22 protein-coding genes are annotated in these 23,136 nt (G+C 71.1%); 7 read left to right on the top strand and 15 right to left on the bottom strand.

Going from position 1 to position 23,136, the window contains the following annotated elements; all coding sequences use genetic code 11:
• Position 1 precedes the first annotated feature (1 nt).
• From ABD831_RS07570 to ABD831_RS07545, 6 genes are all read right to left on the bottom strand, one after another.
• On the bottom strand, positions 2–754 hold the full coding sequence (locus tag ABD831_RS07570) for a FadR/GntR family transcriptional regulator (RefSeq protein WP_344943875.1): 753 nt from the start codon (positions 752–754) through the stop codon (positions 2–4).
• A 1-nt stretch (position 755) separates the two neighbouring features.
• Complete coding sequence (locus ABD831_RS07565) at positions 756–2,333, bottom strand: amino acid permease (protein ID WP_344943872.1); 1,578 nt, start codon at positions 2,331–2,333, stop codon at positions 756–758.
• Positions 2,334–2,441: 108 nt separating this feature from the next.
• Positions 2,442–3,257, bottom strand: a complete 816-nt coding sequence (locus tag ABD831_RS07560) for an HAD family hydrolase (protein ID WP_344943869.1) — start codon at positions 3,255–3,257, stop codon at positions 2,442–2,444.
• 52 nt (positions 3,258–3,309) lie between these two features.
• Positions 3,310–4,407 (bottom strand): branched-chain amino acid aminotransferase, encoded by a 1,098-nt coding sequence (locus ABD831_RS07555; RefSeq protein ID WP_344943866.1) that lies wholly within the window; start codon positions 4,405–4,407, stop codon positions 3,310–3,312.
• A 170-nt stretch (positions 4,408–4,577) separates the two neighbouring features.
• Entirely contained in the window at positions 4,578–5,642 is a 1,065-nt protein-coding gene (locus tag ABD831_RS07550) for a 3-isopropylmalate dehydrogenase (RefSeq protein ID WP_344943863.1), read from the bottom strand.
• A 114-nt stretch (positions 5,643–5,756) separates the two neighbouring features.
• Positions 5,757–5,837: a 3-isopropylmalate dehydrogenase gene (locus ABD831_RS07545; protein WP_081633825.1), complete on the bottom strand. Its 81-nt coding sequence runs from the start codon at positions 5,835–5,837 to the stop codon at positions 5,757–5,759.
• 308 nt (positions 5,838–6,145) lie between these two features.
• Between ABD831_RS07545 and ABD831_RS07540 the strand changes: the two genes are divergently transcribed.
• Positions 6,146–7,417 (top strand): AI-2E family transporter, encoded by a 1,272-nt coding sequence (locus ABD831_RS07540; protein WP_344943860.1) that lies wholly within the window; start codon positions 6,146–6,148, stop codon positions 7,415–7,417.
• Here ABD831_RS07540 and ABD831_RS07535 read toward each other — a convergent pair.
• The 3 genes from ABD831_RS07535 to serA form a co-directional block, all read right to left on the bottom strand.
• The gene (locus ABD831_RS07535) at positions 7,407–8,207 is read right to left on the bottom strand and encodes an ABC transporter permease subunit (RefSeq protein ID WP_142177278.1); all 801 of its coding nucleotides are present in this window, start codon (positions 8,205–8,207) and stop codon (positions 7,407–7,409) included. The two genes, ABD831_RS07540 and ABD831_RS07535, sit on opposite strands and share 11 nt — an antisense overlap.
• Complete coding sequence (locus ABD831_RS07530; protein ID WP_344943856.1) at positions 8,197–9,108, bottom strand: ABC transporter ATP-binding protein; 912 nt, start codon at positions 9,106–9,108, stop codon at positions 8,197–8,199. The genes ABD831_RS07535 and ABD831_RS07530 overlap by 11 nt, the downstream gene beginning before the upstream one ends.
• A gap of 87 nt (positions 9,109–9,195) precedes the next feature.
• The gene (gene serA, locus ABD831_RS07525; RefSeq protein WP_344943854.1) at positions 9,196–10,779 is read right to left on the bottom strand and encodes a phosphoglycerate dehydrogenase; all 1,584 of its coding nucleotides are present in this window, start codon (positions 10,777–10,779) and stop codon (positions 9,196–9,198) included.
• Positions 10,780–10,968: 189 nt separating this feature from the next.
• Here serA and ABD831_RS07520 point away from each other — a divergent pair, with 189 nt between their 5' ends.
• Together ABD831_RS07520 and ABD831_RS07515 are read left to right on the top strand one after the other, a co-directional pair.
• Positions 10,969–11,733, top strand: a complete 765-nt coding sequence (locus ABD831_RS07520) for an SDR family oxidoreductase (protein ID WP_344943851.1) — start codon at positions 10,969–10,971, stop codon at positions 11,731–11,733.
• An 87-nt stretch (positions 11,734–11,820) separates the two neighbouring features.
• A complete protein-coding gene (locus tag ABD831_RS07515) occupies positions 11,821–12,918 on the top strand; it encodes an SRPBCC family protein (protein WP_344943848.1) in 1,098 nt (365 codons plus the stop codon).
• Between the two features lie 65 nt (positions 12,919–12,983).
• On the opposite strand, the gene ilvC is transcribed toward ABD831_RS07515, so the two are convergent.
• The 3 genes from ilvC to ABD831_RS07500 form a co-directional block, all read right to left on the bottom strand.
• Positions 12,984–14,012 carry a ketol-acid reductoisomerase gene (gene ilvC / locus ABD831_RS07510; protein WP_142177273.1) on the bottom strand — a complete coding sequence of 343 codons (1,029 nt, stop codon included), beginning with the start codon at positions 14,010–14,012 and terminating at the stop codon, positions 12,984–12,986.
• A 124-nt stretch (positions 14,013–14,136) separates the two neighbouring features.
• The gene (gene ilvN / locus ABD831_RS07505; RefSeq protein ID WP_142177272.1) at positions 14,137–14,649 is read right to left on the bottom strand and encodes an acetolactate synthase small subunit; all 513 of its coding nucleotides are present in this window, start codon (positions 14,647–14,649) and stop codon (positions 14,137–14,139) included.
• Positions 14,650–14,651: 2 nt separating this feature from the next.
• Positions 14,652–16,478, bottom strand: a complete 1,827-nt coding sequence (locus tag ABD831_RS07500; protein WP_425582804.1) for an acetolactate synthase large subunit — start codon at positions 16,476–16,478, stop codon at positions 14,652–14,654.
• 372 nt (positions 16,479–16,850) lie between these two features.
• On the opposite strand from ABD831_RS07500, the gene ABD831_RS07495 reads away from it, so the two are divergent.
• Genes ABD831_RS07495 through ABD831_RS07485 form a run of 3 tightly spaced genes read left to right on the top strand, consistent with a single transcriptional unit; the run spans position 16,851 to position 18,952 of the window.
• Positions 16,851–17,543: a GNAT family N-acetyltransferase gene (locus tag ABD831_RS07495; RefSeq protein ID WP_344943840.1), complete on the top strand. Its 693-nt coding sequence runs from the start codon at positions 16,851–16,853 to the stop codon at positions 17,541–17,543.
• Complete coding sequence (locus ABD831_RS07490) at positions 17,540–18,496, top strand: GNAT family N-acetyltransferase (protein ID WP_344943837.1); 957 nt, start codon at positions 17,540–17,542, stop codon at positions 18,494–18,496. Before ABD831_RS07495 ends, ABD831_RS07490 begins: the two co-directional genes overlap by 4 nt.
• Positions 18,497–18,505: 9 nt before the next feature.
• Positions 18,506–18,952 carry an SRPBCC family protein gene (locus tag ABD831_RS07485; RefSeq protein WP_344943834.1) on the top strand — a complete coding sequence of 149 codons (447 nt, stop codon included), beginning with the start codon at positions 18,506–18,508 and terminating at the stop codon, positions 18,950–18,952.
• Here the strand turns inward: ABD831_RS07485 and ABD831_RS07480 are convergent.
• Positions 18,949–19,785, bottom strand: a complete 837-nt coding sequence (locus ABD831_RS07480) for a phytanoyl-CoA dioxygenase family protein (protein ID WP_344943830.1) — start codon at positions 19,783–19,785, stop codon at positions 18,949–18,951. The genes ABD831_RS07485 and ABD831_RS07480 overlap by 4 nt on opposite strands.
• A 129-nt stretch (positions 19,786–19,914) precedes the next feature.
• Between ABD831_RS07480 and ABD831_RS07475 the strand changes: the two genes are divergently transcribed.
• Positions 19,915–20,739 (top strand): helix-turn-helix domain-containing protein, encoded by an 825-nt coding sequence (locus tag ABD831_RS07475; RefSeq protein WP_344943825.1) that lies wholly within the window; start codon positions 19,915–19,917, stop codon positions 20,737–20,739.
• 40 nt (positions 20,740–20,779) lie between these two features.
• Here ABD831_RS07475 and ilvD read toward each other — a convergent pair whose 3' ends face one another.
• Together ilvD and ABD831_RS07465 are read right to left on the bottom strand one after the other, a co-directional pair.
• Positions 20,780–22,480 carry a dihydroxy-acid dehydratase gene (ilvD, locus tag ABD831_RS07470; protein ID WP_142177266.1) on the bottom strand — a complete coding sequence of 567 codons (1,701 nt, stop codon included), beginning with the start codon at positions 22,478–22,480 and terminating at the stop codon, positions 20,780–20,782.
• Positions 22,481–22,573: 93 nt separating this feature from the next.
• Positions 22,574–23,107: a SixA phosphatase family protein gene (locus ABD831_RS07465; RefSeq protein WP_344943817.1), complete on the bottom strand. Its 534-nt coding sequence runs from the start codon at positions 23,105–23,107 to the stop codon at positions 22,574–22,576.
• Positions 23,108–23,136 lie beyond the last annotated feature (29 nt).

Raw genomic sequence — 23,136 nt, 5'->3', positions numbered from 1 at the left:
CCTATCCGATGAGGCCCCGGAGCAGGGCGGAGGTGGCATCGCAGTGCTCCTCCATCACCACCCGGGCTCGCTCGGGATCGCCGCCGAGGATGGCCTCGACGATCTGGGTGTGCTGGGCGTCGGAGTGCTCGATGTTGCGGCGCAGGACCGGGATCGCCATGAGCATGTCGTGCAGCGCCGCCTGGGCGCGGGTCACCGCATCGACGAGCATGGGCGACCCCGAGAGCGTGGCGATCGCGAGGTGCAGCCGCGAGTCGGCGACGCGGTGGGCGGCCGCGTCGGGCGCCTCCTCGACCTCGCGCAGGCTCTCGGTCAGCCAGGCCCGCTGGTCGGCGGCCAGTGGCTGGGTCGCGGCCAGCCCTGCGGCGCCGGGCTCGACCACCCGACGGAACGTCAGGGCGTCGAGCATCGCGGCGCCACTGCGGACGAAGGTCCCGGGGACGCCACCGGACGAGGTGGGGGTCGCGGCGGAGTACGTCACCGTCGTGCCACCGCCCCGGCCGCGCTTCGTCGTGACGAGCCCCGAGTCACGGAGCGCGGCGATGGCCTCGCGCAACGTGTTGCGGCTGACGCCGAGGCGCTCGGCCAGGTCTCTCTCCGGTGGCAGCTGCTCACCGTCGGCGAGCACGCCGAGGCGGATCGCCCGGGCGAGCTGCTCGACGGTGTTCTCGAACGCGTTGCCGGACGTGGGCCGCAGCACCGCGTCCGGCAGTGCCGTGAGTGCGAGGTGGCGCTCTCCCCTGACCGTCGACATGTCAGCTCAGGAGCTCCGCGGCGGGCTTGGTGTCGTGCCCCTCGGGGACGTCGCGCATGAAGTGCTTGCGACCGCCGGCGATCCACGACCCCAGCGCGAAGAGCGCGACGACCACGACCGTCACCGGGGCGAAGTTGAACGTCGGGTCACCGAAGGTGCCGGGCGAGTACTGCGGCAGCAGGAAGAGGATGACGATGAAGCCCACCCAGACGATGGCGATCCAGCCGATCGGGGCACTCCACCGGCCGAGGCTCCACCGGCCCTGGCGGAAGCCGGGGTTGAGCCGTCGCAGCAGGATCGGCGTCGCGTAGGCGATGTAGAGGCCGATGACGGCCACCGAGGTGACCGCGAAGAAGGCGGTCGTGTTCCAGATCGCCGGGACGGTGAGGACGAAGGACAGCGCGGCGCACAGCCAGATGGAGTTCGTCGGAGTGCCGGTGCGCGGGTTGATCCGGGCCCACAGCCGCGAGCCTGGCAGGGCGTTGTCGCGCGAGAAGGCGTACGACATGCGCGAGTTCGCCGTCACGGACGCCATGCCGCAGAAGAACTGCGCGACCCCGCAGATGACGACCATCGTGACCCCGAGCCGCTCACCGAGCGCGTCGAGGAAGATCTGGGCGGGCGGCAGTCCGTTGGCGTCGGCCGCCTTGCGCGCGGTGTCGTAGTTCTGGATCGCGGCGGTCACGGAGACGAGCAGGATCGAGCCGGCCACGATCGAGACCCACACGCTGCGCACGATGCCCTTCGGAGCCTCGACGGAGGCGTTGCGCGTCTCCTCGGCGACGTGGGCCGACGCGTCGTAGCCCGTGAGGGTGTACTGCGCCATGAGCAGACCGACGAGGAAGGCGTAGATCGGCAGTCCGAACACGCCGCCCGTGCCCTCGAAGCCGGTGTTGTTGACGTAGTGCGTGAAGGTCCACGACAGCGACTGGTGCGGGACCGGCGCGACCCAGAGGGCCACGACGATGATCGCGACACCGACGACGTGCCACCACGCACTGACCGACGAGAGGATCTTGACGAGGTCGACCCCGAAGGTGTTGAGCAGGGCGTGCAGCAGCAGGAGCACGGCGAAGATGACGAAGACCTGGGGCAGGCCGAGCGCGTTCCCCGTGACCATGGTGTAGACGGCCGACCACGTCAGGGCGGCGCCGTAGTCGATGGATGCCGTCACCGCGACCTCGCCGAGGAAGTTGAACCAGCCGACGAACCACGCCCACTCGCGCTTGCGGCTGCGCGCCAGCCGGCCCGCCCACCAGTAGAGCCCACCGGCCGTCGGGTAGACGGAGCAGATCTCGGCCATGGCGAGCGCGACGCAGAGCACGAACGCGCCGCAGATGAGCCAGCCGGTGTTGATCGCCAGCGGACCGCCGGCGTCCATGGTCAGGTAGTACGTCGTGATGCAGCCGGCCAGGATCGAGATGATCGAGAAGGACACGGCGAAGTTGGAGAAGCCGCTCATGCCCCGGTGGAGCTCCTGCTTGTACCCGAGCTCGGCGAGCATCGACTCGTCGTCGGCGGCCTGGGTGCTGACCGCGCGGTCTCGCACGCTCTCGGATGTGGACGGAGGAACGCTCATGCACTACCTCGCAAACATCGCGCAGCAAACCTCTGTTCGCCGCTGCCAGTGGTGCTCGGCATCCTCCACCGGCGTAGACGCCGGCGTCAATGGTTCTGGATCAAACCTTTACGGTTGCCCGTCGAGGAGCGCCTCGAGCACCTGGGCGACACCGTCGTCGTCGTTGGGCGGACACTCGCGATCCGCCGCCAGGCGCACCTCGCGGTGACCGTTCGCGACGGCCCACCCCACCCCGGCCCACGCCAGCATCGGCAGGTCGTTGGGCATGTCGCCGAAGGCCCACACCTGGGACGCCTCGATGCCGAGTCGTGCGGCCCACCGCTCGAGGCCTGCAGCCTTGGTCACTCCCGGGGCGTTGATCTCCGCCAGCCCGTGCGCCCCTGAGAAGTGCAGGTGGCCGCGGTCGCCGAGCACGTCCTCGACCGTCGCCAGGAAGTCCTCGAGGGGCACTCCCGGCGCGAGTGCGAGCAGCTTGCCGACCGGCTCCTCACCGATCGTGCGCCAGGACCCGTGCACGGCCCGCTGGGCGCCCCGGTCGCGGTGCGGGTCCGGGTAGTCGTCGGCCACGAAGGGCCCGCTGGCCCGCTCCGCCGCGAAGGTGACCGAGGGTACGGCTCGCCGCAGGTCGGCCACGAGCTCGTCGATGACCCCACGCTCGAAGCAGTGCGTCTCGAGGACCCGCCGCGACGCGACCTCGTAGACGAATGCGCCGTTGCCGCAGATCGCGGTGCCGCGCGGCCCGACGACCCCTTCGAGTCCGTGCAGCCAGCGCGGCGGTCGAGCCGTGACGAGGACCGTCTCGATGCCTGCGGCCGCGGCAGCGGACCAGGCCGTGGCCGTCCGCCCGGACAGCGAGCCGTCCGTGCGCAGCAGGGTGCCGTCGAGGTCGGAGGCGACGAGCCGGGGTGAGGCGAGGTCGCCCACCGTCGGACCGTGCGACGCCCCGCCCGTCCCGGGACCCATCGGCGACGCCCCGTCAGACGAGACGGGTCAGCCAGCCGTGCGAGTCCTCGGCGCGGCCGTACTGGATGTCGAGGAGCTTGTTGCGGATGGCCTCGGCGTAGCGGTCCTCGTGGCCCTCGCGGCGGTGGTCGACGGATCCGCCGGCCCAGCGCAGCTCACCGACCGGCGTGACGACCGCAGCCGTGCCGCACGCGAAGACCTCGACGATCTCGCCGCTGGCCGCGCCGTCCTTCCACTCCTCGATGGGGATGCGGCGCTCCTCGGGCTCGAGGTCGAGCTCCTTGGCGATCTCGAGGATGGAGCTGCGCGTGACCCCCTCGAGGATGGAGCCGGTGAGCTCGGGCGTGATGATCCGCCCGTCCTTGGTGACGATGAAGAGGTTCATCCCACCGAGCTCCTCGATGTACGTGTGCGTCGAGGAGTCGAGGAAGACGGCCTGGTCGCACCCGTGCTCGATGCCCTCGAGCTGACCGGCGAGCGAGCTGGCGTAGTTGCCGCCGCACTTGGCGGCGCCCGTGCCACCCTCGCCGGCGCGGGCGTAGTCGGTGGAGATCCAGAGCGTCACCGGCTTGAGCCCACCGGAGAAGTAGGCGCCGGCTGGGGACGCGATGACGGAGTAGGTGACCTGCTGGGCCGGTCGGACACCGAGGAACGCCTCGGAGGCGAACATGAACGGGCGCAGGTAGAGGCTCTTCTCCCCCGCGTCCGCGCCCGGCACCCAGGCCTGGTCTACGGACACGAGCTGCCGCAGCGACTCGATGAAGTCGACCTCCGGCAGCACGGGCAGCGCGAGGCGGCGGGCCGAGCGGGCGAACCGGGCCGCGTTGGCCTCGGGGCGGAAGGTCCAGATGGAGCCGTCGGCATGACGGTAGGCCTTCATGCCCTCGAAGATCTCCTGGGCGTAGTGGAGCACCGCCGCCGCCGGGTCGAGCTGGAAGGGGCCGTAGGGCCGGACCTGTGCGTCACCCCAGCCGCCGTCGGCGGTCCACGTCGCGACGACCATGTGGTCGGTGAAGGTCTTGCCGAAACCGGGGTTCTCGAGGACCTCGGCGATGCGCTCGGGCGACGTGGCGTCGGCGCGGCGCGTGACCTCGAAGGACAGCTGGGTCATGACAAACCTCCAGGGGCAAAATCAGCGGTGATCCGGTTGTCAGGCTATCGCCCACATCGTGAGACGGAGAACCCGGGGACCCGCGATCGCGGACGCGGGCGTATGCCGTGGCCCAGCCACCCGGCATACGCACCCCGGGTGCCCGGCGGGGTGACCTGCGTGCCGGTCCCTCAGAGCCGGGAGGCCACCGCGTCGCCGACGGCGGTGGTGCTGCGCACGGCGTCACCACGATCGGCGAGGTCGGCCGCGACGGCCGCGTCCACGCGGGCCGCCTCGGCGTCGAGGCCGAGGTGGGCGAGCAGCATGCCGACCGAGAGGATCGCCGCGGTCGGGTCGGCCTTGGACTGACCGGCGATGTCGGGCGCCGACCCGTGGACCGGCTCGAACATGCTGGGCGTCGTGCGCGCCGGGTTGATGTTGCCCGAGGCGGCGAGCCCGATGCCGCCGGCGATGGCCGCGGCGATGTCGGTGAGGATGTCGCCGAAGAGGTTGTCGGTGACGATGACGTCGAAGCGGCCGGGGTCGGTCACCATGAAGATCGTCGCCGCGTCGACGTGCTGGTAGGCGGTCTCGACGTCGGGGAACTCGGCCCCGACCTCCTCGACGGTGCGGCGCCAGAGGTGACCGGCATACGTCAGGACGTTGTGCTTGTGCACGAGCGTCAGGTGCTTGCGGGGCCGGGACTGGGCGCGGGCGAAGGCGTCGCGGACGACGCGCTCGACGCCGTAGCGGGTGTTGACGCTGACCTCGGTCGCGATCTCGGCCGGGGTGCCGACGCGCAGGGCGCCGCCGTTGCCGGTGTAGGGACCCTCGGTCCCCTCGCGGACCACGACGAAGTCGATGCCGTTCGGCGCCACCCGCGCGACGTCGAGCGGGCTCGAGACGCCGGGGAAGAGCTTGGCCGGGCGCAGGTTGACGTAGTGGTCGAGGGCGAAGCGCAGGGGCAGCAGGACGCCCCGCTCGAGCACACCGCTCGGGACGCTCGGGTCGCCGATGGCGCCGAGGAGGATCGCGTCGTGACCGCGCAGCTCGTCGAGGACCGAGTCCGGCAGCGTCTCTCCGGTGGCGTGCCAGCGGCGCGCACCGAGGTCGTAGTCCGTCGTGGCGAACTTCGGGCCGGTGTCCCCGGTCACGGCGTCGAGGACCTTCAGGCCCTCCGCGACCACCTCGGGGCCGATGCCGTCACCGCCGATGACGGCGATCGAGTACGCGTCCTTGACCTGCGTCTGTGCCATGTCGCCAGCCTAGAACTCGTCTTGTGATGTGGACTCCGTGTCTCATTTAATGAACGCATGACGAAGGCCCCCGCCCGGCTGGGTGGGGGCCTTCGTCGACGGTCGCTCGGCGACTCAGTCCTCGGTGTGACCCTGGTCGCGCAGGTCCATCGACTCCTGCAGTGCCTGACGGGCTGCCTTGGCGTCTTCGCTCATGGTGATCACGTCTCTCGATTCGATGCGGTTGGTGGTCTCAGGTGGCTCGAGCCCTGGTGGGCGAGCCGGTCAGCAGGAGGGTGCGCGGGATCTCCGCGGCGAGGTTGCTGACTACCTGGACTCGCCGCGGCGGAGAATGAGTACGACCTGCCGCGTCATGCGTTTCACGGTACGCCGGGCTACCCACGGGTACAGGGGGTTTCCAGCAGATGAGACGCCATGTCCGCCATTCGTCCGGAGATCGTGCGGCACGTCACGCCACGACACAGGTCCCCCGTTCGGCGGAACGGTGGCCGTAGGCTCGCCGCGTGAGCGCCGACCACCACCCGGACCACCAGAGCCATGCCTCCCACCAGCGGCACCGGAGCCACGCCGTGCCCGGAGTGCCCTTCGACGAAGGGGCCCGCTGGATCGCGGTGACCCCGGGCAACGCTCGGCGCGTCACGTTCACGGTGATGGTCGCCATCGTGCTGCTGTGGATCGCGACGTGGGCGTTCTCGGCGATGGGCAGCTTCCTCTTCCTGCTCCTGCTCGCCTGGCTCGTCTCGATCGCCATGGAGCCGGTGGTCCTGTGGCTGAGCGGGCGAGGCATGAAGCGCGGCCTCGCCACCGGCCTGACCATGCTCGGGATGCTGCTGCTCTTCGCCGGCCTCGCCGAGCTCTTCGGCCAGGTCTTCGTGTCGCAGCTCTCACAGCTCGGGTCGCAGCTGCCGAGCGCCGTGACCTCGGCGCTCAACTGGGTGAACTCCTCGTTCGGCACGAGCTTCGACCTCGAACAGATCCAGTCAGCGCTCAGCCTGACACCCGACAAGCTGGGTGAGCTCGCGGGAAAGTACGGCGGCGGCATCGTCGGCATCTTCGGGTCGCTCGTCACCTTCCTCTTCGACAGCCTGACGATCCTGGTCTTCGCCTACTACCTCTCGGCGGACAGCCCGCGGCTGCGGCAGACCATCGGCTCCTGGCTGCCGCAGCGCTACCAGCGCGTGTTCATGACGGTGTGGACCATCTCGGTCGAGAAGACCGGTGGCTACGTCGTGTCCAAGCTCGTGCTCGCCGCCCTGTCCGCGGTCTTCCACGTCACCTTCTTCTGGTTCATCGACGTGCCGTTCTGGCTGCCGCTCGGTGTCTTCGCCGGCATCGTCGGCCAGTTCATCCCGACGATCGGCACCTACATCGGTGTCGCGCTGCCGGCCCTGTTCGCCCTGCTCGACAAGCCGGTCAACGCCCTGTGGATCGCGGTGTTCGCCACCGTCTACCAGCAGCTCGAGAACTACGTCTTCACCCCGCGCATCAGCCGCCGCACCATGGACGTGCACCCGGCGGTCGCGCTCGGGTCGGTCATCGCCGGCGCCGCGCTCTTCGGCCCCATCGGAGCCCTCATCGGCATCCCCATCGCCGCCGTCGCGCTCGCCATCATCGACACCTTCAGCAAGCGCCACGAGCTCGTCCCCGAGCTCGCCAGCCTCGAGACGGACGAGAACGGCAACGGCAACGGTGACGATGACGACGATGACGACAACGGCGCCGACGGCGATCACCAGGACGCCGCCTCCGAGGACGACGCCGACGTCACGAGGTGATGTCGCGCCGGTCGAAACCGGCGACCGCCACGAGCACCAGCGCGACGACAGTTGCGACGGCGACGCCGACCGCCGACCAGGAGACGCCGTTGCGCAGCGGGTCGTGGGCCGCGTACTGGTAGAAGGGTGAGAGCTTCTGCATCGGCGTGAGCCAGTCGACGAGCCCGCCGAGACCGTTGACGACGTAGGCCAGCACGGCCACGAAGACCGGGATGGCGCGGCTCAGCCCGAGGCGGCCGGTCCCGGCGCCGATGGCGAGCGACAGCGCGCCGAACACCAGGCCCAGCAGGGCCAGGTGCAGCATGGCCGCCGCGACGTTGCCGGCGGGCAGGTCCATGCCGACCAGCGCGCCTTCCGCCACGAGGGCCAGGCCGAGCAGCGTGGCGAGCCCCAGGGTCCCGGCGACCATGGCGAGCGCCTTGTCGACGACGACACGAGACCGGGTGACCGGTGTGGTGAGCAGCAGGTCGAGCGTGCGCCGGTCCTCCTCCCCCGCCACCGACGAGGAGCCGGCCCCCACGGCATACAGCAGGACGAGAAGGGGGCCCATGAACGACAGCAGCTCGATCTGGATGTAGCCGACGGGCGTGGACATGTCGGCGCCGGCCATGGCGAAGAGGTTGCGGAACGCCTCGGGCATCTGCGCCAGGAAGTCCCGCATCGAGGGTTGCCCCTTGATGCTGGGCCACAGGGCGACGTACATCGCGACGAGCAGCAGGACCCCGAGACACCAGGCGGGGTAGGACCGCCGCTGGTCGTAGAGCGTCTTGCGCAGGACGTCACGCAGCACCGGGACCTCCCGGTGTCGAGTAGTAGGCGAGGAAGGTCTCCTCGAGCTCGGCCTCGGTGCAGTTGAGGTCGACGACCGGGTGTCGCGCAATCAGCTTGAGCAGGGGGTCGAGCGAGGTCTGCGGGGCGTCGCAGCGGAGCACGCCGTCCTCCATGCGCACGTCACGGACACCCGGCACCGACGCGAAGGGCGCGGCTTGCACGGCGCCGTCGAACTGAGCCTCGACGTGGTGCAACGACTTGGCGCGCAAGGCATCCAGCTGCTCGACCGCGACCACCCGGCCGGCGCTCAGCACCCCGATCCGCGTCGCGACCCGTTGCACCTCGCTGAGGACGTGCGAGCTGAGCAGGACCGTTCCGCCTCGCGTCACGTGCTCGGCGAGGAGGACGTGGAACTCTCGCTGCACCAGCGGGTCGAGCCCGCTCGACGGCTCGTCGAGCACGAGCAGCTCGGGTCGGGTCATGAGCGCGAGCAGGAGGGCCAGCTTCTGGCGGTTGCCACGCGAGAGCTGGCGGGCCTGCTTGTCGAGGTCGAGGTCCAGTCGTTCAGCGAGTGCGGCGGCCTCGGGTGGCCGTCCGACTCCGTGCAGGTGACCGACGTAGTCGATGTGGTCCCGGCCGCTGAGACGGGGGTAGAGCGCCACATCGCCCGAGACGTAGCCGACGCGCCGGTGCAGCTCGTCGCGGTGCGCCCAGGCGTCGAGACCGAAGAGCTCGGCGCGCCCGTCGCCGGCCCGCGTGAGCCCCATGATGATTCGCAGGGTCGTCGTCTTGCCGGCACCGTTGGGCCCGAGGTAGCCGAAGACCTCTCCCTCGTCGACGACCAGGTCGACGCCACGCAGTGCCTCGGTCGCGCCGAACCGCTTGGTGACGCCGTCGCAGCGGATGACAGGGGTGCCCACAGCCCCACGGTGACAGTGGCGTGGGTGGCACGACAGGGTCCAAGGGCCCGAAAGGACCGCGTGTGCCGGCGCCCCGGCGCCGGCGGTTCAGTCGTGCAGGTCGACGACCGAGAAGGTCTTGGCCTCGACGACCTCGGAGAGCTCGGCCGCCATGGCGGCCGGGACCGCGCTGTCGACGTTGAGCACGCCGATGGCCCGGTCCTCCTGGCGCGAGACCTGCATGCCGCCGATGTTGATGCCGGCGTCGCCGAGGATGCGACCGACGGCGCCGATGACGCCGGGGCGGTCGGAGTACTCGAACACCAGCATGTGGTCCGACAGCGGGACCTCGAGGTCGTAGCCGTTGACGCCGACGAGCTTCTCGACCATCTTCGGACCGGTCAGCGTGCCGGAGACGGACACGACGGAGCCGTCGGCCAGCGTGCCGCGCAGCGTGGTGACGTTGCGGAAGTCACCCGAGTCGGGGTCGGTGACGAGGCGCACGACGCAGCCACGCTGCTCCGCGAGGACCGGCGCGTTGACGTAGGTGACAGCGTCCTCGACGACGTCGGTGAACAGGCCCTTGAGGGCGACGAGCTTCCAGACGCTGACGTCGTGGGCCGTGATCTCACCGCGGGCCTCGACGTCGAGCTGGGCCGGGACGCTTCCGGCCACCGCGGTGAAGATGCGGCCGAGCTTCTCGACGAGCGCGATGCCGGGTCGGACCTCCTCGGCGATGAAGCCGGTGGAGACGTTGACCGCGTCGGGGACGAGCTCACCGCCGAGGGCGAGGCGCACGGACCTCGCGACCGCGATGCCGGCCTTCTCCTGGGCCTCCTCGGTCGAGGCGCCGAGGTGGGGCGTGACGACGACGGACTCGTGCTCGAAGAGCGGGGACTCGGTCGTCGGCTCGGTGGCGAAGACGTCGATGCCGGCACCGGCCACCCGACCCTCGGCGATGGCGCGCGCGAGGGCCGCCTCGTCGACGATGCCGCCCCGGGCTGCGTTGATGATGCGCACCGAGGGCTTCACCTTGGCGAGGGCCTCCTCGCCGATGAGGCCGACGGTCTCGGGCGTCCGGGGCAGGTGGATGGTGATGAAGTCCGACTGGGCGAGCAGCTCGTCGAGGCCGACGAGCTGGGCGCCGAGCTGACCGGCCTTGGCCGCGGAGGAGTAGGGGTCGTACGCGAGGATCTTCATGCCGAAGCCCTTGAGACGCTCGGCGACGAGCGTGCCGATGCGGCCGAGACCCAGGACACCCACCGTCTTGTCGAGCAGCTCCACGCCGGAGTACTGGCTGCGCTTCCAGGCGCCGGCCTTGAGCGCCTGGTTGGCCGGCGCGATGTTGCGGGCCGTCGCGAGGAGCAGGCCGATGGCGAGCTCGGCGGCAGAGGTGATGTTGGAGGTCGGGGCGTTGACGACCATGATTCCGGCTTGGGTGGCGGACTCGACGTCGACGTTGTCGAGACCCACACCGGCGCGGGCGATGACCTTGAGCCGCTTGGCGGCTGCGATCGCCTCGGCGTCCATCCTCGTGGCCGACCGGATGAGGACGGCATCGACGTCCGCCAGGGCCGGGAGGAGCTCGTCGCGGTCGGCCCCGTCGGCCCGGCGGACCTCGAAGTCGGGTCCCAGGGCCTCGATCGTTGCCGGTGACAGCTCTTCGGCGATGAGGACGACAGGCTTGCTCACGTGGAGGGTCCCTTCCGGAGGGGGCGCGGCCGCGCGTCGGGACGCAGGCCGTCGGGCACCGCGGTGTGCCGTCGGCGAGTCTAGGGGCTGCGACCTGTCCCGCCCCTGACCCGACCGCGGCCCGACCTGCTGTGTCGGCGGAACCGGCCGGGCGTTGCACTGCGGCCGCAGCGCGGGAGACTCTGGAGCATGCGCATCGTCGTGGTCGGAGGGGCAGGAGATCTCGGGTCGCGGGTCGTCCGGGACGTCACCACTCGCGGCCACGACGCGGTGTCGGCGAGCCGGCGAACCGGCGTGGACATCGCCACGGGGCAGGGCCTCAAGGCGGCCCTGGTCGACGCCGATGCGGTCGTCAACTGCGCTGACGACACGTCCCGGGGTGACACGGTGACGGTCTATGCCGCGCGGCGCCTCGCCGACACGGCGGCCGACCTCGGTGTGCACCTGGCGCACATCTCGATCGTCGGCATCGACGACCACCCGATGACCTACTACCGACGCAAGCTGCGCGCCGAGCAGGGCATCGCGGCCGCCGGTGGGCCGGCCACGATCCTTCGAGCGACCCAGTTCCATTCCCTCGCAGCCTTTTTCGCTCGCACGCTGACCCTCGGACCCCTCACCGCGACGATCGGCGACATGGCGCTCCAGCCGGTCGACACCGACTTCGTGGCGCAGCGTCTCGTCGACCTCGCGCTCGCTCCCCCGCCGACCGGCTGCACCCGGGCCACGGACGTGGCCGGCCCCGACGTGCTGACGATCGGCGAGCTGGCGACCCTCGTGCGTGCCCACCGCGGCGCCTCCGCACCTCACGTCGTCCGGATCCCGCCGGTCGGCGGGCTCATGCGCGCCGTCTCGGAGAGCCGCACCGTGCCGGTCGCCGGCACGGCAGACCTCGGTGGACGCACCTTCGAGGAATGGCTCGCCGCCCAGCCACCCCGCCTGACCGGTCGCTGAGCCGCCACCGGAGCCGGAGGAGGACGGACGGGCGATCGGGACCTTCGGCCGTTGCCGCACGGGCGCCACGCGAGCGACCGTGAGTGGATGAGGCCCATCCTCCGGCTGCGCCGCGTGACCTGGCTCGTCCCGACCGCCTACCTGCTCGTCTACCGGCCGTGGCAACGAAGCTGGGGTGCCACCGGGACCGAGGTCACCGACACCCTCCCCGGCGACGAGATCGTCCCCCGACCGCAGTGGGAGGCGACGCGGGCGGTCGTCGTCGACGCCCGCCCCGACGACGTGTGGCCGTGGCTCGTGCAGATGGGCGCCCACCCCAGGGCGGGTTGGTACAGCTACGACTGGGTCGACAACGCAGGGATCCGCAGCGCCGACGAGATCCGGGCCGACCTGCAGGGCCTTCGGGTCGGCGACCGGCTCCCGATGACGGCCGACGCGTCTGCTGCGTTCGTCGTCGAGTCCATCGACCCGACGCGGTCCCTCGTGATGAGCAACCACGCGGTCGGGGGCGCCGTGTCCGCTGCCTTCGTGCTACGCCCCCATGGGCCCCGGGGGTGCCGGCTCATCCACCGCATTCGTTTCCGCGTGCCTGCGAGCGGTCTGCCCTGGGCCGTGGCGATGGACGCCGGTGACTTCGTCATGACCCGGCGGATGCTGCTCGGCATACGACAGCGCGCCGAGCGCCTGGGCCGCCGCCGACGGGGTGGGACCGAGCCGACCGACGACGACCCCGGGACTCCGCTGTCCTACGACCTGTCCGTCCCCATCGACCTGCCCCCGGGGAGGGTCCACGCGCTCCTCGCCGACGTCCAGGACCTGGAACCGTTCCCCCGGGCCGCAGGTGTGACGATGACGAAGTGGCCGGCCGGACCCACCGGCGTCGGCACCCGGTGGCACGAGCGCGTGCGTCTCGCGCCCGGCATCTGGATGCGTGTCGAGAGCACCGTCACCGCGGTCAGCCCTCCCGTGTCGCTCGACATGGACTTCTGGGCCGGCTGGTGCGAGGGCCATCTCACCTACACGATCGAGCCGACACCGTCGGGCTGCCGACTCCACCAGCGGGAGACCCTGGCGCTGCGCCGCCGGCTGCCGATCCCGGCCTCGTGGGTCGACGCCGGCCTGCGCCCCAGGCTGCTCGACCGGCTCGCCGACCTCCGCGACGATGCGCAGAGCCGGCCCGTCTGACGCCGAGGCCGGCCACCCCACGAACGGGTGGCCGGCCTCTGCTGGGTCGGGAGCGACGACGGGGGTCAGCGCGCCGCGCTGCCCTCGACGTAGTCCGAGTCGGTCTGCTTGACCCACGCCATGAGCTTCCGCAGCTCCCGCCCGGTGGCCTCGATCGGGTGCTGGGCGCCCTTCTCGCGGAGCTGCTTGAACTCGGGCGCGCCGGCGTCCTGGTCGTCGATGAAGCGCTTGGCGAACGTGCCGTTCTGGATGTCGCCCAGCACGGCCTTCATGTTCTCCTTGACGTGCGGGTCGATGACGCGCGGGCCGGAGACGTAGTCGCCGTACTCCGCGGTGTCGGAGACGGACCAGCGCTGCTTGGCGATGCCGCCCTCGATCATGAGGTCGACGATGAGCTTCAGCTCGTGGAGGCACTCGAAGTAGGCGACCTCGGGCTGGTACCCGGCCTCGACGAGGGTCTCGAAGCCGTACATGACGAGCTGGCTCGCGCCACCGCAGAGGACGGCCTGCTCGCCGAACAGGTCGGTCTCGGTCTCCTCGGTGAAGGTCGTCCTGATGCCGCCGGCCCGCAGGCCGCCGATGGCCTTGCCGTAGGCCTTGGCGAGGTCCCAGGCCGTGCCGGACGCGTCCTGCTCGACGGCGAGGAGCACGGGCACCCCACGGCCGTCGACGAACTCGCGGCGCACGATGTGGCCCGGACCCTTGGGGGCGACCATGAGCACGTCGGCGTCGGCCTCCGGCTTGATGTAGCCGAAGCGGATGTTGAAGCCGTGCCCGAAGAGCAGGGCCGCGCCGTCCTTGAGGTTCGGCTGGATGTCGTTCGCGTAGACCGTCCGCTGCACCTGGTCGGGCGTCAGGATGACGACGAGGTCGGCCTCCTTGACGGCGTCGGCGACCGACGTCACGGACAGGCCCTCGGCCTCGGCCTTGGCCTTGCTCTTGCTGCCCTCGGCGAGGCCGACGCGGACGTCGACGCCGGAGTCGCGCAGGTTGAGCGCGTGGGCGTGGCCCTGGCTGCCGTAGCCGATGACGGCGACCTTCTTGCCCTGGATGATCGACAGGTCGGCGTCGTCGTCGTAGAACATCTCGGCCATGGTGGCCTCTCCTTCGGTTGCGGTGTGCGGTGGTCTGTGCGGGTGGGGCACCCGGGGGCGTATGCCGTGTGGCCGGGCCGGACGGCATACGCCCTCTGGTGGACTCTGGTGGACGCTGGGTGGGTCAGGCGCTGCGGAGGCTGCGGTCGGTGATGGAGCGCGACCCACGCCCGACGGCGACCATCCCGGACTGGACGAGCTCCTTGATGCCGAACGGCTCGAGCACGTCGAGAAGGGCACGGAGCTTGTCCGACGTCCCGGTCGCCTCGATGACGATCGCGTCGGTCGTCACGTCGACGACCTTGGCCTTGAAGAGCTGGATGGTGTCGATGACCTGGCTGCGGGTCGCCGCGTCGGCGCGGACCTTGACGAGCAGGATCTCTCGCTGCACCGACGCGTGCGCGTCGAGCTCGACGACCTTGAGCACCTCGATGAGCTTGTTGAGCTGCTTGGTCACCTGCTCGAGCGCGGCACCCTCGACCTCGACGACGACCGTGATGCGCGAGATGTCGGGCAGCTCGGTCGGTCCGACGGCGAGGGAGTTGATGTTGAACCCTCGGCGGGAGAAGAGCGCTGCGACGCGCGTCAGGACGCCGGGCTTGTCCTCCACGAGGACCGACAGGGTGTGCTTGCTCATGCTCAGTCCTCCCGCTCCCAGACCGGCGCCTCGTGGCGTGCGGCCTGGATCATGTCGTTGCTGACGCCCGCCGGCACCATCGGCCAGACCATGGCGTCCCGGTGCACGATGAAGTCGATGACGACCGGACGGTCGTTGGTCTCGAGTGCCTGCTTGATGACGGCGTCGACCTCCTCGGGCGTCTCTGCGCGCAGGCCGAGGCAGCCGTAGGCGTCCGCGAGCTTGACGAAGTCGGGCACCCGCTGCTCGGTCGGCTGCAGGTTCGTGTTGGAGTAGCGCTCGTTGTAGAAGAGCGTCTGCCACTGTCGCACCATGCCGAGCGAGCTGTTGTTGATGATCGCGACCTTGATCGGGATGTTGTTGATGACGCAGGTCGCGAGCTCCTGGTTCGTCATCTGGAAGCAGCCGTCGCCGTCGATGGCCCAGACGGTGCGCTCGGGCTCGGCGACCTTGGCGCCCATGGCTGCCGGGACCGAGAAGCCCATCGTGCCAAGGCCCCCGGAGTTGATCCACGCGTTGGGGCGTTCGTACTGGACGAACTGGGCGGCCCACATCTGGTGCTGGCCGACGCCGGCGACGTAGGTGGCCTCGGGTCCCGTCAGCGCGCCGATGCGCTCGATGACGTACTGCGGTGAGAGGGTGCCGTCCTCGCTGTCGGTCCAGCCGAGCGGGAAGGTCTGCTTCCAGTCCGCGACCCGCTCGCGCCAGGCGGCGTAGTCCCAGCCGTCGGCATCGACGTCCGCGTCGGCGGTCGCCCGGTCGAGCGTCACCTGCTCGATGAGGTCCTTGATGACCTCGCCCACGTCACCGACGATCGGCACGTCGGCGATGCGGTTCTTGGAGATCTCGGCCGGGTCGATGTCGGCGTGGATCACCTTGGCGTGCGGGGCGAACGTCGACAGCTGGCCCGTCACGCGGTCGTCGAAGCGCGCACCGAGGGCGATGATCAGGTCCGACTTCTGCAGCCCGGTGACTGCGGCGACGGTGCCGTGCATGCCGGGCATGCCCAGGTTGAGCGGCTCGCTGTCCGGCACCGTGCCGCGCGCCATGAGGGTCGTGACGACGGGGATGCCGGTCAGCGCGACGAGGCGGCGCAGGGCTTCGCTGGCGCGGGCCCGGACGACACCGCCGCCGACGTAGAAGATCGGCTGCTTGGCCGCGGCCATGAGGCGGGACGCCTCGCGGATCTGCTTGCCGTGTGGACGCAGGACCGGACGGTAGCCCGGCAGGTCGATCTGAGGCGGCCAGCTGAACGTCGTGGTCGCCTGCAGGGCGTCCTTGCTGATGTCGACGAGGACGGGGCCGGGGCGCCCGGTGCTCGCGACGTGGAAGGCCTCGGCGATGGCCTGCGGGATCTTCGCCGGGTCCGTCACGAGGTAGTTGTGCTTGGTGATCGGCATCGTGATCCCCCGGATGTCCGCCTCCTGGAAGGCGTCCGTGCCGATGGCGGCGCTCGCGACCTGGCCGGTGATGGCGACGACGGGGACGGAGTCCATGTGCGCGTCGGCGAGCGGAGTCACGAGGTTCGTCGCACCCGGGCCGGAGGTGGCCATGCAGACGCCGACCCTGCCGGTCGCGGAGGCATAGCCCTCGGCCGCGTGCCCGGCGCCCTGCTCGTGGCGCACGAGAATGTGGCGCACCTTCTTCGAGTCGAGCATCGGGTCGTAGGCCGGGAGGATCGCACCCCCGGGGATGCCGAAGACGGTGTCGCAGCCGATGGCCTCGAGGGAGAGTACGAGCGCCTGCGCCCCGGTGACCTCGCGGGCCGGGGTGACGACGCCGCCGGCCGGGACGGCCTTCGCCTCCGCCGCTGGTCGGGGACGGGCCATGGAGGCCACGTCGGCGGGCGAGGGCGCCTGCTTCGTCGTGTCGCTCACGATCTCTTCCTTGTCTCGAGCACTGCGTTGTCCTGCCGGTTCGGGCTGACTCCAGCCACAAAAAAACCCTTCGGTCCCGCGGGGGGACGGAAGGGAGCGCGCTGACCGTTCGGGCTGGTCGGCGCGCTAGGGAAGTACGAGGAGTCGGGCCACGTGACAACCGTCCTACCAAGCCCCCGAGGTGTCAATCGACCCTCTGGGGCGTCTCAGCATGTGGCCTCGTGATCTCACCCACTGTCGCTGTCCCACGCTCCCACGTCCTGCGCGGAGGGGCCGACGAAAGTCGGTTGTCGAGCGCCCGACCGGGTCGGGACACTGGCCGACATGACGAGCACCGTGGCCGACCTCATGCCCGCCCTCGGCCTCCGGGTCACCGCGGGACCGGTCGAGCTGCGCGGCCTCGGCGACGACGACCTCGCCCGGCTGGCGGACCTCGCGGCCGAGGGCATCCACCCCGCCGACCGGATGCCCTTCTACCACCCGTGGACCGACGTCGAGCCGGAGCTGCTCCGCCGACAGTTCGTGCAGTACCACTGGCGCTGCCGCGCGGACTTCTCGCCCACGTCCTGGGAGCTCAACCTCGGCGTCTGGCACGAGGGGACGCTCGTCGGGTCGCAGGGGTTCTCGACACGCGACTACCTCGTGACGCGCACCGGCGAGACCGGCTCGTGGCTCGGCGCGGCCCACCAGGGCCAGGGCATCGGCACGATGATGCGGCGCGCGATGTGCGCCTTCGTCTTCGACCACCTGGACGCCGAGGAGGTCACGTCCGGGGCGTTCACCGACAACCCCGCGTCGCTCGCCGTGAGCCGCAAGGTCGGCTACCGCCCCGACGGGCAGAAGCGGCTTCGGCGTCGCGAGGGCGAGCTCGCCGTCAACCAGCGGCTCGTCCTGCGCCCGGAGGCCCTCGTCCGCGGCGACTCCCCCGTGACCGTCGAGGGCGCGGCGCCCTTCCGCCGCTCCATCGGTCTCGACTCCCCCGGCCTGCCGGCCACCGCTTCCGAGGAGACCCCGTGACGACCACCACCGCAGTGCCGCTCCGGCTGCCCGCGAACGCGGCCGGACTGACGACCCGCCCACTGACCCGCGACGACGCGGGCGCGGTGACGACGCTCATGGGGGCGTGCGAGCAGCAGGACGTCGGTGAGGTGCTCATCGAGGAGGCCGACATCGTGGGCGACTGGCAACGCCCCGCCTTCGACCTCGCGTCGCAGTCGGTCGCCGTCCTCGACGGCGAGCGCCTCGTCGCGTACGCCGAGGTCTACAAGGGACGCTGGGCCGACGCCGCCGTCGACCCGGCCTACCGTGGACGCGGCATCGGGACGGCCCTGTCGCAGTGGACCCGTGCCCTCGCCGCCCGCGACGGCGGCACGCTCGTGGGCCAGCCCGTCCCGGGCGAGTCACCCGGCGAGCGCCTGCTGGAGTCCCTGGGCTACCGGGCGTTGTGGACCTCGTGGGTCCTCGGGATGCCGGCCGGCCGCGCGATCGACCCCCAGCCCGTCCCGGCCGGCTATGCCATCCGCGAACCGCGCGACGAGGCCGACCTGCGAGCGACGTGGACCGTGAACGAGGACGCCTTCCTCGAGTGGTCGGACCGCGAGCGCTCGACCTTCGAGGAGTGGACGGCGACCGTATCGCGGCGCCCCGGCTACGAGCCGTGGCAGCTGCGGCTCATGGTCGACCCGACCGACGACGTCGTCGGCATGGCGTTCGTCGTCGTGTCGAGCGGGTGCGCCTACGTCGACAAGCTCGCGGTGCGCCGCGACGAGCGCGGCAGGGGCCTGGCCCGAGCACTCCTCGTCGACGCCTTCGAGGTGGCCCGCGACCATGGCGGTGAGCGGTCCGAGCTGTCCACCGACTCCCGCACCGGCGCGCTCGGTCTCTACCAGAAGGTCGGCATGCAGGTCACGTCGGTGTGGCGCCACTGGGCCGCCGACGTGACGCCGGACCACGTGGTCGCACCGGACTGAGGAGGGGCCGTGGAGCAGCACACGAGCATCGACGTCGACGCCCCGGTCGAGCGCGTCTGGGCGGTCCTGCGCGACGTCGAACGCTGGCCCGAGTGGACCGCGTCGGTGCGTTCGGTCAGGCTCCTCGACGGCGGGCTCCGGGTCGGGGCCCGGGCTCGGATCGACCAGCCGCGCATCCCGACGACGGTCTGGACCGTCACCGCCCTCGCCGAGGGACGCGAGTTCACCTGGGAGGCAAGCGGACCCGGCACACGGACGACGGGTCGTCACGGCATCGAGCCCGTCGGGCCCGGCAGCTGTCGGGTCACCCTGTCGATCACGCAGTCCGGCTGGCTCGGCGCGGTCGTGGGGCGCGGCTACCGGTCTCTCACCGACCGCTACCTGGCGATGGAGGCTGCCGGCCTCAAGGCGCTCGTCGAGTCCGGCGCCCCGGACGCCTCGGACGCCTCGGACTAGACGCCACCCCCGGACGGTCCCCCGAGTGCCGGGTTGGCCGCTGACACTGCCAGCGCCCCCGGCGCGAGCCCGGGCAGCCACGACGCAAGATCGTTGGCCTGTGCGGGATTCGCGGGATCCAGGACCGTCAGCCCGTCGGCGAACCAGATCACCGTCATGACCTCGCGCATCTGCGTCGAGGAGTTGCCGAGCGCCCTGTGCACCGTCCAGCCGGAGTGGAACGAGGCGTCGCCGGCGCGCATCGCCACCGGCCCGTCGACGACGAGACCGCGCTCGGCGACCAGACGGTCGAAGCGCTCCTCCGACGCGTCCGAGATGCCGATGTCGCTCAACGGCCCGTCGACGTGGCTGCCGGTCGCGAAGGCGAGGCCGCCGTGGGCCGGCGTGATGTCCACGAGCGGCATCCACATCGTCAGGCAGCGCGACCCGTCGAGGGGCCAGTACATCGCGTCCTGGTGCCACGGCGTGTAGCCACCGCCGGGCTCCTTGAAGAGCGCCTGGTCGTGGTAGAGCCGCACGCGCGGCACCCCGAGCAGCCGGGCTGCGACGCCGGCGAAGCGCGTGGCCAGGACGAACCGGGCGACCGACTCGTCGTGGCGCCAGAGGTTCATGACCTGGAGGAACGCCATGCCGTAGCTGTCGCGCTCGGCGAGCGGGCGCGTCTCGGTGCTGAGCCGCTCCACCGTCGACGCAACGGGCCGGCGGTACGCCGTGGCCTCCTCCTGCGTCGCGACCTGGGTCAGGCGCACATGGCCGTTCGAGCGGTACGCCGCTACCTGCGCGTCGGTGACGGGGTATGCCGTGGTGAGGTCGGGAAGCGTGTCAGTGGGCATCGATTGGGTCCGTCCTGAGCGGATCGTGAACGACCGGATGGTCATCGGGGGCTTGAAGCCCACCGCAATCTGCGGCCCATCACCCCGGATCCGGTGGTTGCAGGGGTACGTTCTGGTTTGCTGGACCACGTGACAGCTGCAGCATCGGGTCCGGCGTCCCGACCGACAGGCGGCGCAGGCCTCGGTCGGGTCCTCGTCGCGGCCCGGATCACCGCCGGGAGCGGCCTGCCGCCGGGAACGACGCGGCGTCACCCCACGTGGGGCCTCACCTTCCTCACGGCCGGCAGCGGTCGCTACCGCGACGCACACCTCGACGAGCCGATCACCGCCGGCACGCTCGTCGTCGTCCACCCGGGACACCCACACTGGTACGGCGCCGATCCCGGGGGGTGGGACGAATACTTCGTCGTGTTCGACGGCCCGGTCTTCGACCTGGCCGGCCGCAGCGGCGCCCTCTCCCCCGACCGACCCCTGGTGCACGGGCTGCCGGTGCGCCGGTGGGCGGCCCGCTTCGCCGCGTTCGACAGGCCGAGGCCACGTGGCACGGGCGCGCGAGACGCCGAGGCGGTCGACCTGCTCGCAGCCCTGCTCGAGGCGTGTGAGCTGCGTGAGCACCCGCGCCGTCCCGGTCGCAGCACCGCCTGGCTCGCGCGGTCGGTCGAGCTCCTCGAGGGCGACCTCACCGAGCCCCTCCCCCTCCCGGCCGTGGCGGCCGAGGTGGGGCTCCCCTACGAGACGTGGCGGCGCCGCTTCCGGGCCGCGACCGGCACGAGCCCGTATGCGCACCGTGCGTCCCGCAGGCTGGACGCGGCCACCGGGATGCTGGTGCACACCGGCCTCAGCGTGCGCGACATCGCCGCCGCCACCGGCTTCACCGACGAACGGCACCTCATCCGGCGCTTCCGCGAGCGCACCGGCCTCACGCCACGCGCCTTCCGTGACGGCGGCCAGTGAGGCGGCCACCCGGCATACGGCAGCTCCTGCGAGGGAGGGGTCAGCCGCAGACGGCGCCCCGGCTCGCGCTGCCGACGAGCTTGCGGTACTTGGCCAGGACGCCGCGGGTGTACTTCGGCTCTGGGTGCGTGACGCCCTCGGAGCGGCGGCGCTCCATCTCGTCCTCGTCGACGAGCACGTCGAGCGTGCCGCTCGCCACGTCGAGGCGGATCGTGTCGCCGTCGTGGACGAAGGCGATGGGCCCCTCGTCGACGGCCTCCGGGGCGACGTGGCCGACGCAGAGGCCGGTCGTGCCGCCGGAGAAGCGACCGTCGGTGAGCAGCAGGACGTCCTTGCCGAGCCCGGCGCCCTTGATGGCTCCCGTCACGGCGAGCATCTCGCGCATGCCGGGACCGCCCTTGGGACCCTCGTAGCGGATGACCACGACGTCGTTCTTCCGGAGCGAGCCGGCCTCGACGGCGTCCATGGCGGCGCGCTCGCCGTCGAAGACGCGGGCCGTGCCCTCGAAGACCGACTCGTCGAAGCCGGCCGACTTCACGACGGCGCCCTCGGGTGCGAGCGAGCCGGTGAGGATCGTGAGCCCACCCGTCTTGTGGATCGGTGTCGCCATCTCGCGGATGACTCGGCCGTCGATGTGGGGCGGGTTGATCTCCTCGAGGTTCTCGGCCATCGTCTTGCCCGTCACCGTGAGGCAGTCGCCGTCGAGCAGACCCGCCTCGAGCAGCGTCTTCATGACGACGGGGATGCCGCCGATGTGGTCGATGTCCTTCATGACGAAGCTGCCGAACGGCTTGACGTCGGCCAGGTGCGGGACCTTCGCGCCGATGCGGCGGAAGTCCTCGATCGTCAGGTCGACCTCGGCCTCGTGGGCGATGGCGAGCAGGTGGAGCACGGCGTTGGTCGACCCGCCGAAGGCCATGACGACGGCGATGGCGTTCTCGAAGGCCGGCTTGGTCATGATGTCGCGCGCGGTGATGCCGCGACGGAGCAGCTCGACGACGGCCTCACCGGACTTGCGGGCATACATGTCACGTCGGCGGTCCGTCGCGGGCGGCGCGGCCGAGCCGGGGATCGACATGCCGATCGCCTCGGCGACAGCGGCCATCGTGTTGGCGGTGTAGAAACCGCCGCAGGCGCCCTCGCCCGGGCAGATCGCCCGCTCGATGGCGTCGACGTCCTCGCGGGACATGAGTCCGGCGTTGCACGCCCCGACGGCCTCGAAGGCATCGATGATCGTGACCTCCTTCTCCGTGCCGTCGGAGAGCTTGGCGACACCCGGGAGGATCGTGCCGGCGTACAGGAAGACCGAGGCGAGGTCGAGGCGCGCGGCGGCCATCAGCATGCCCGGAAGCGACTTGTCGCAACCCGCGAGCAGCACTGACCCGTCGAGGCGCTCGGCGTTCATGACCGTCTCGACCGAGTCGGCGATGATCTCGCGGGACACCAGGCTGAAGTGCATGCCCTCGTGGCCCATCGAGATGCCGTCCGACACGGAGATCGTGCCGAACTCGAGCGGGTAGCCCCCTCCCGCGTGGACACCGTCCTTGACGGCCTTGGCGAGCCGGTCGAGGGAGAGGTTGCACGGCGTGATCTCGTTCCACGAGCTCGCGACACCGATCTGCGGCTTGACCCAGTCGTCGTCGCCGAGGCCCACGGCCCGGAGCATCCCCCGCGCGGCGGTCTTCTCGAGACCGTCGGTGACGTCGCGGCTGCGGGGCTTGATGTCAGGCGTCTGCGTCATGCCTGCAGCATAGGACCGTGTCCGCTGGGTGGACACCGCATCTCACAGCCTGAACCCGGCCTTCCGACCGCACGTGTCGTCGTCGGTGACCGGTCAGTCGCGGTCACCACGACTGACGTGGAAGCGGGTCAGCTCGCACGTGCTGAGGTCGAGGTCTGCCCACTCCCCCGCGTACCGCAGGACCGCGAGGCCACTGGTGACGAAGCCTTGGCCGAGGGCCTCGTGGGCCTCACGCGAGCCCTCCCCGTCGGTGAGCTCGCTCGTCAGCTGCGCCATGGTCGGGTTGTGGCCGACGACGAGCACCGTCGAGGTCTCACCGGCATCCTCACGCACCGTCTCCAGCGTCTGCTCGGAGCCGCCGAGATAGACGCTGCGCCGGAACTCGACGAACTCGGTCTGTGCGCCGCCGCGGCACGCCTCCTCCCAGGTCTGGCGCGTGCGCTGCGCGGTCGAGCAGATGACGAGGTCCGGGACGAGCCCTTGGGCATGGAGCCAGGCCCCCGCAGCCTTGGCGTCCCGGCGACCGCGGGGCGCCAGCTCGCGGTCGTGGTCGGGCTTGCCGTGCCCCTCCTCGGCCTTGGCATGACGCATCAGGATCAGGGTCTTCTCTCTCGAGGCGCTGCTCATGGTTCCGAGCATGCTCCGGCCGGGCCCGC

Source organism: Terrabacter ginsenosidimutans (assembly GCF_039539425.1).
GTDB lineage: Bacteria > Actinomycetota > Actinomycetes > Actinomycetales > Dermatophilaceae > Terrabacter > Terrabacter ginsenosidimutans.
Note: the sequence above shows the minus strand (reverse complement) of the source record. Positions and strands in the feature narration are given on the sequence as shown.

Bases quoted from the DNA above. Each gene is read 5' to 3' on its own strand.
- ilvN (WP_142177272.1), bottom strand. From the start codon at position 14,649: ATGAGCAAGCACACCCTGTCGGTCCTCGTGGAGGACAAGCCCGGCGTC.
- ABD831_RS07480 (WP_344943830.1), bottom strand. From the start codon at position 19,785: ATGCCCACTGACACGCTTCCCGACCTCACCACGGCATACCCCGTCACC.
- ABD831_RS07465 (WP_344943817.1), bottom strand. From the start codon at position 23,107: ATGAGCAGCGCCTCGAGAGAGAAGACCCTGATCCTGATGCGTCATGCC.
- ABD831_RS07515 (WP_344943848.1), top strand. From the start codon at position 11,821: ATGAGGCCCATCCTCCGGCTGCGCCGCGTGACCTGGCTCGTCCCGACC.
- ABD831_RS07550 (WP_344943863.1), bottom strand. From the start codon at position 5,642: ATGGCACAGACGCAGGTCAAGGACGCGTACTCGATCGCCGTCATCGGC.
- ABD831_RS07545 (WP_081633825.1), bottom strand. From the start codon at position 5,837: ATGAGCGAAGACGCCAAGGCAGCCCGTCAGGCACTGCAGGAGTCGATG.
- ABD831_RS07500 (WP_425582804.1), bottom strand. From the start codon at position 16,478: ATGGCCCGTCCCCGACCAGCGGCGGAGGCGAAGGCCGTCCCGGCCGGC.
- ABD831_RS07520 (WP_344943851.1), top strand. From the start codon at position 10,969: ATGCGCATCGTCGTGGTCGGAGGGGCAGGAGATCTCGGGTCGCGGGTC.
- ilvD (WP_142177266.1), bottom strand. From the start codon at position 22,480: ATGACGCAGACGCCTGACATCAAGCCCCGCAGCCGCGACGTCACCGAC.
- ABD831_RS07495 (WP_344943840.1), top strand. From the start codon at position 16,851: ATGACGAGCACCGTGGCCGACCTCATGCCCGCCCTCGGCCTCCGGGTC.
- ABD831_RS07570 (WP_344943875.1), bottom strand. From the start codon at position 754: ATGTCGACGGTCAGGGGAGAGCGCCACCTCGCACTCACGGCACTGCCG.
- ABD831_RS07555 (WP_344943866.1), bottom strand. From the start codon at position 4,407: ATGACCCAGCTGTCCTTCGAGGTCACGCGCCGCGCCGACGCCACGTCG.
- ilvC (WP_142177273.1), bottom strand. From the start codon at position 14,012: ATGGCCGAGATGTTCTACGACGACGACGCCGACCTGTCGATCATCCAG.
- ABD831_RS07565 (WP_344943872.1), bottom strand. From the start codon at position 2,333: ATGAGCGTTCCTCCGTCCACATCCGAGAGCGTGCGAGACCGCGCGGTC.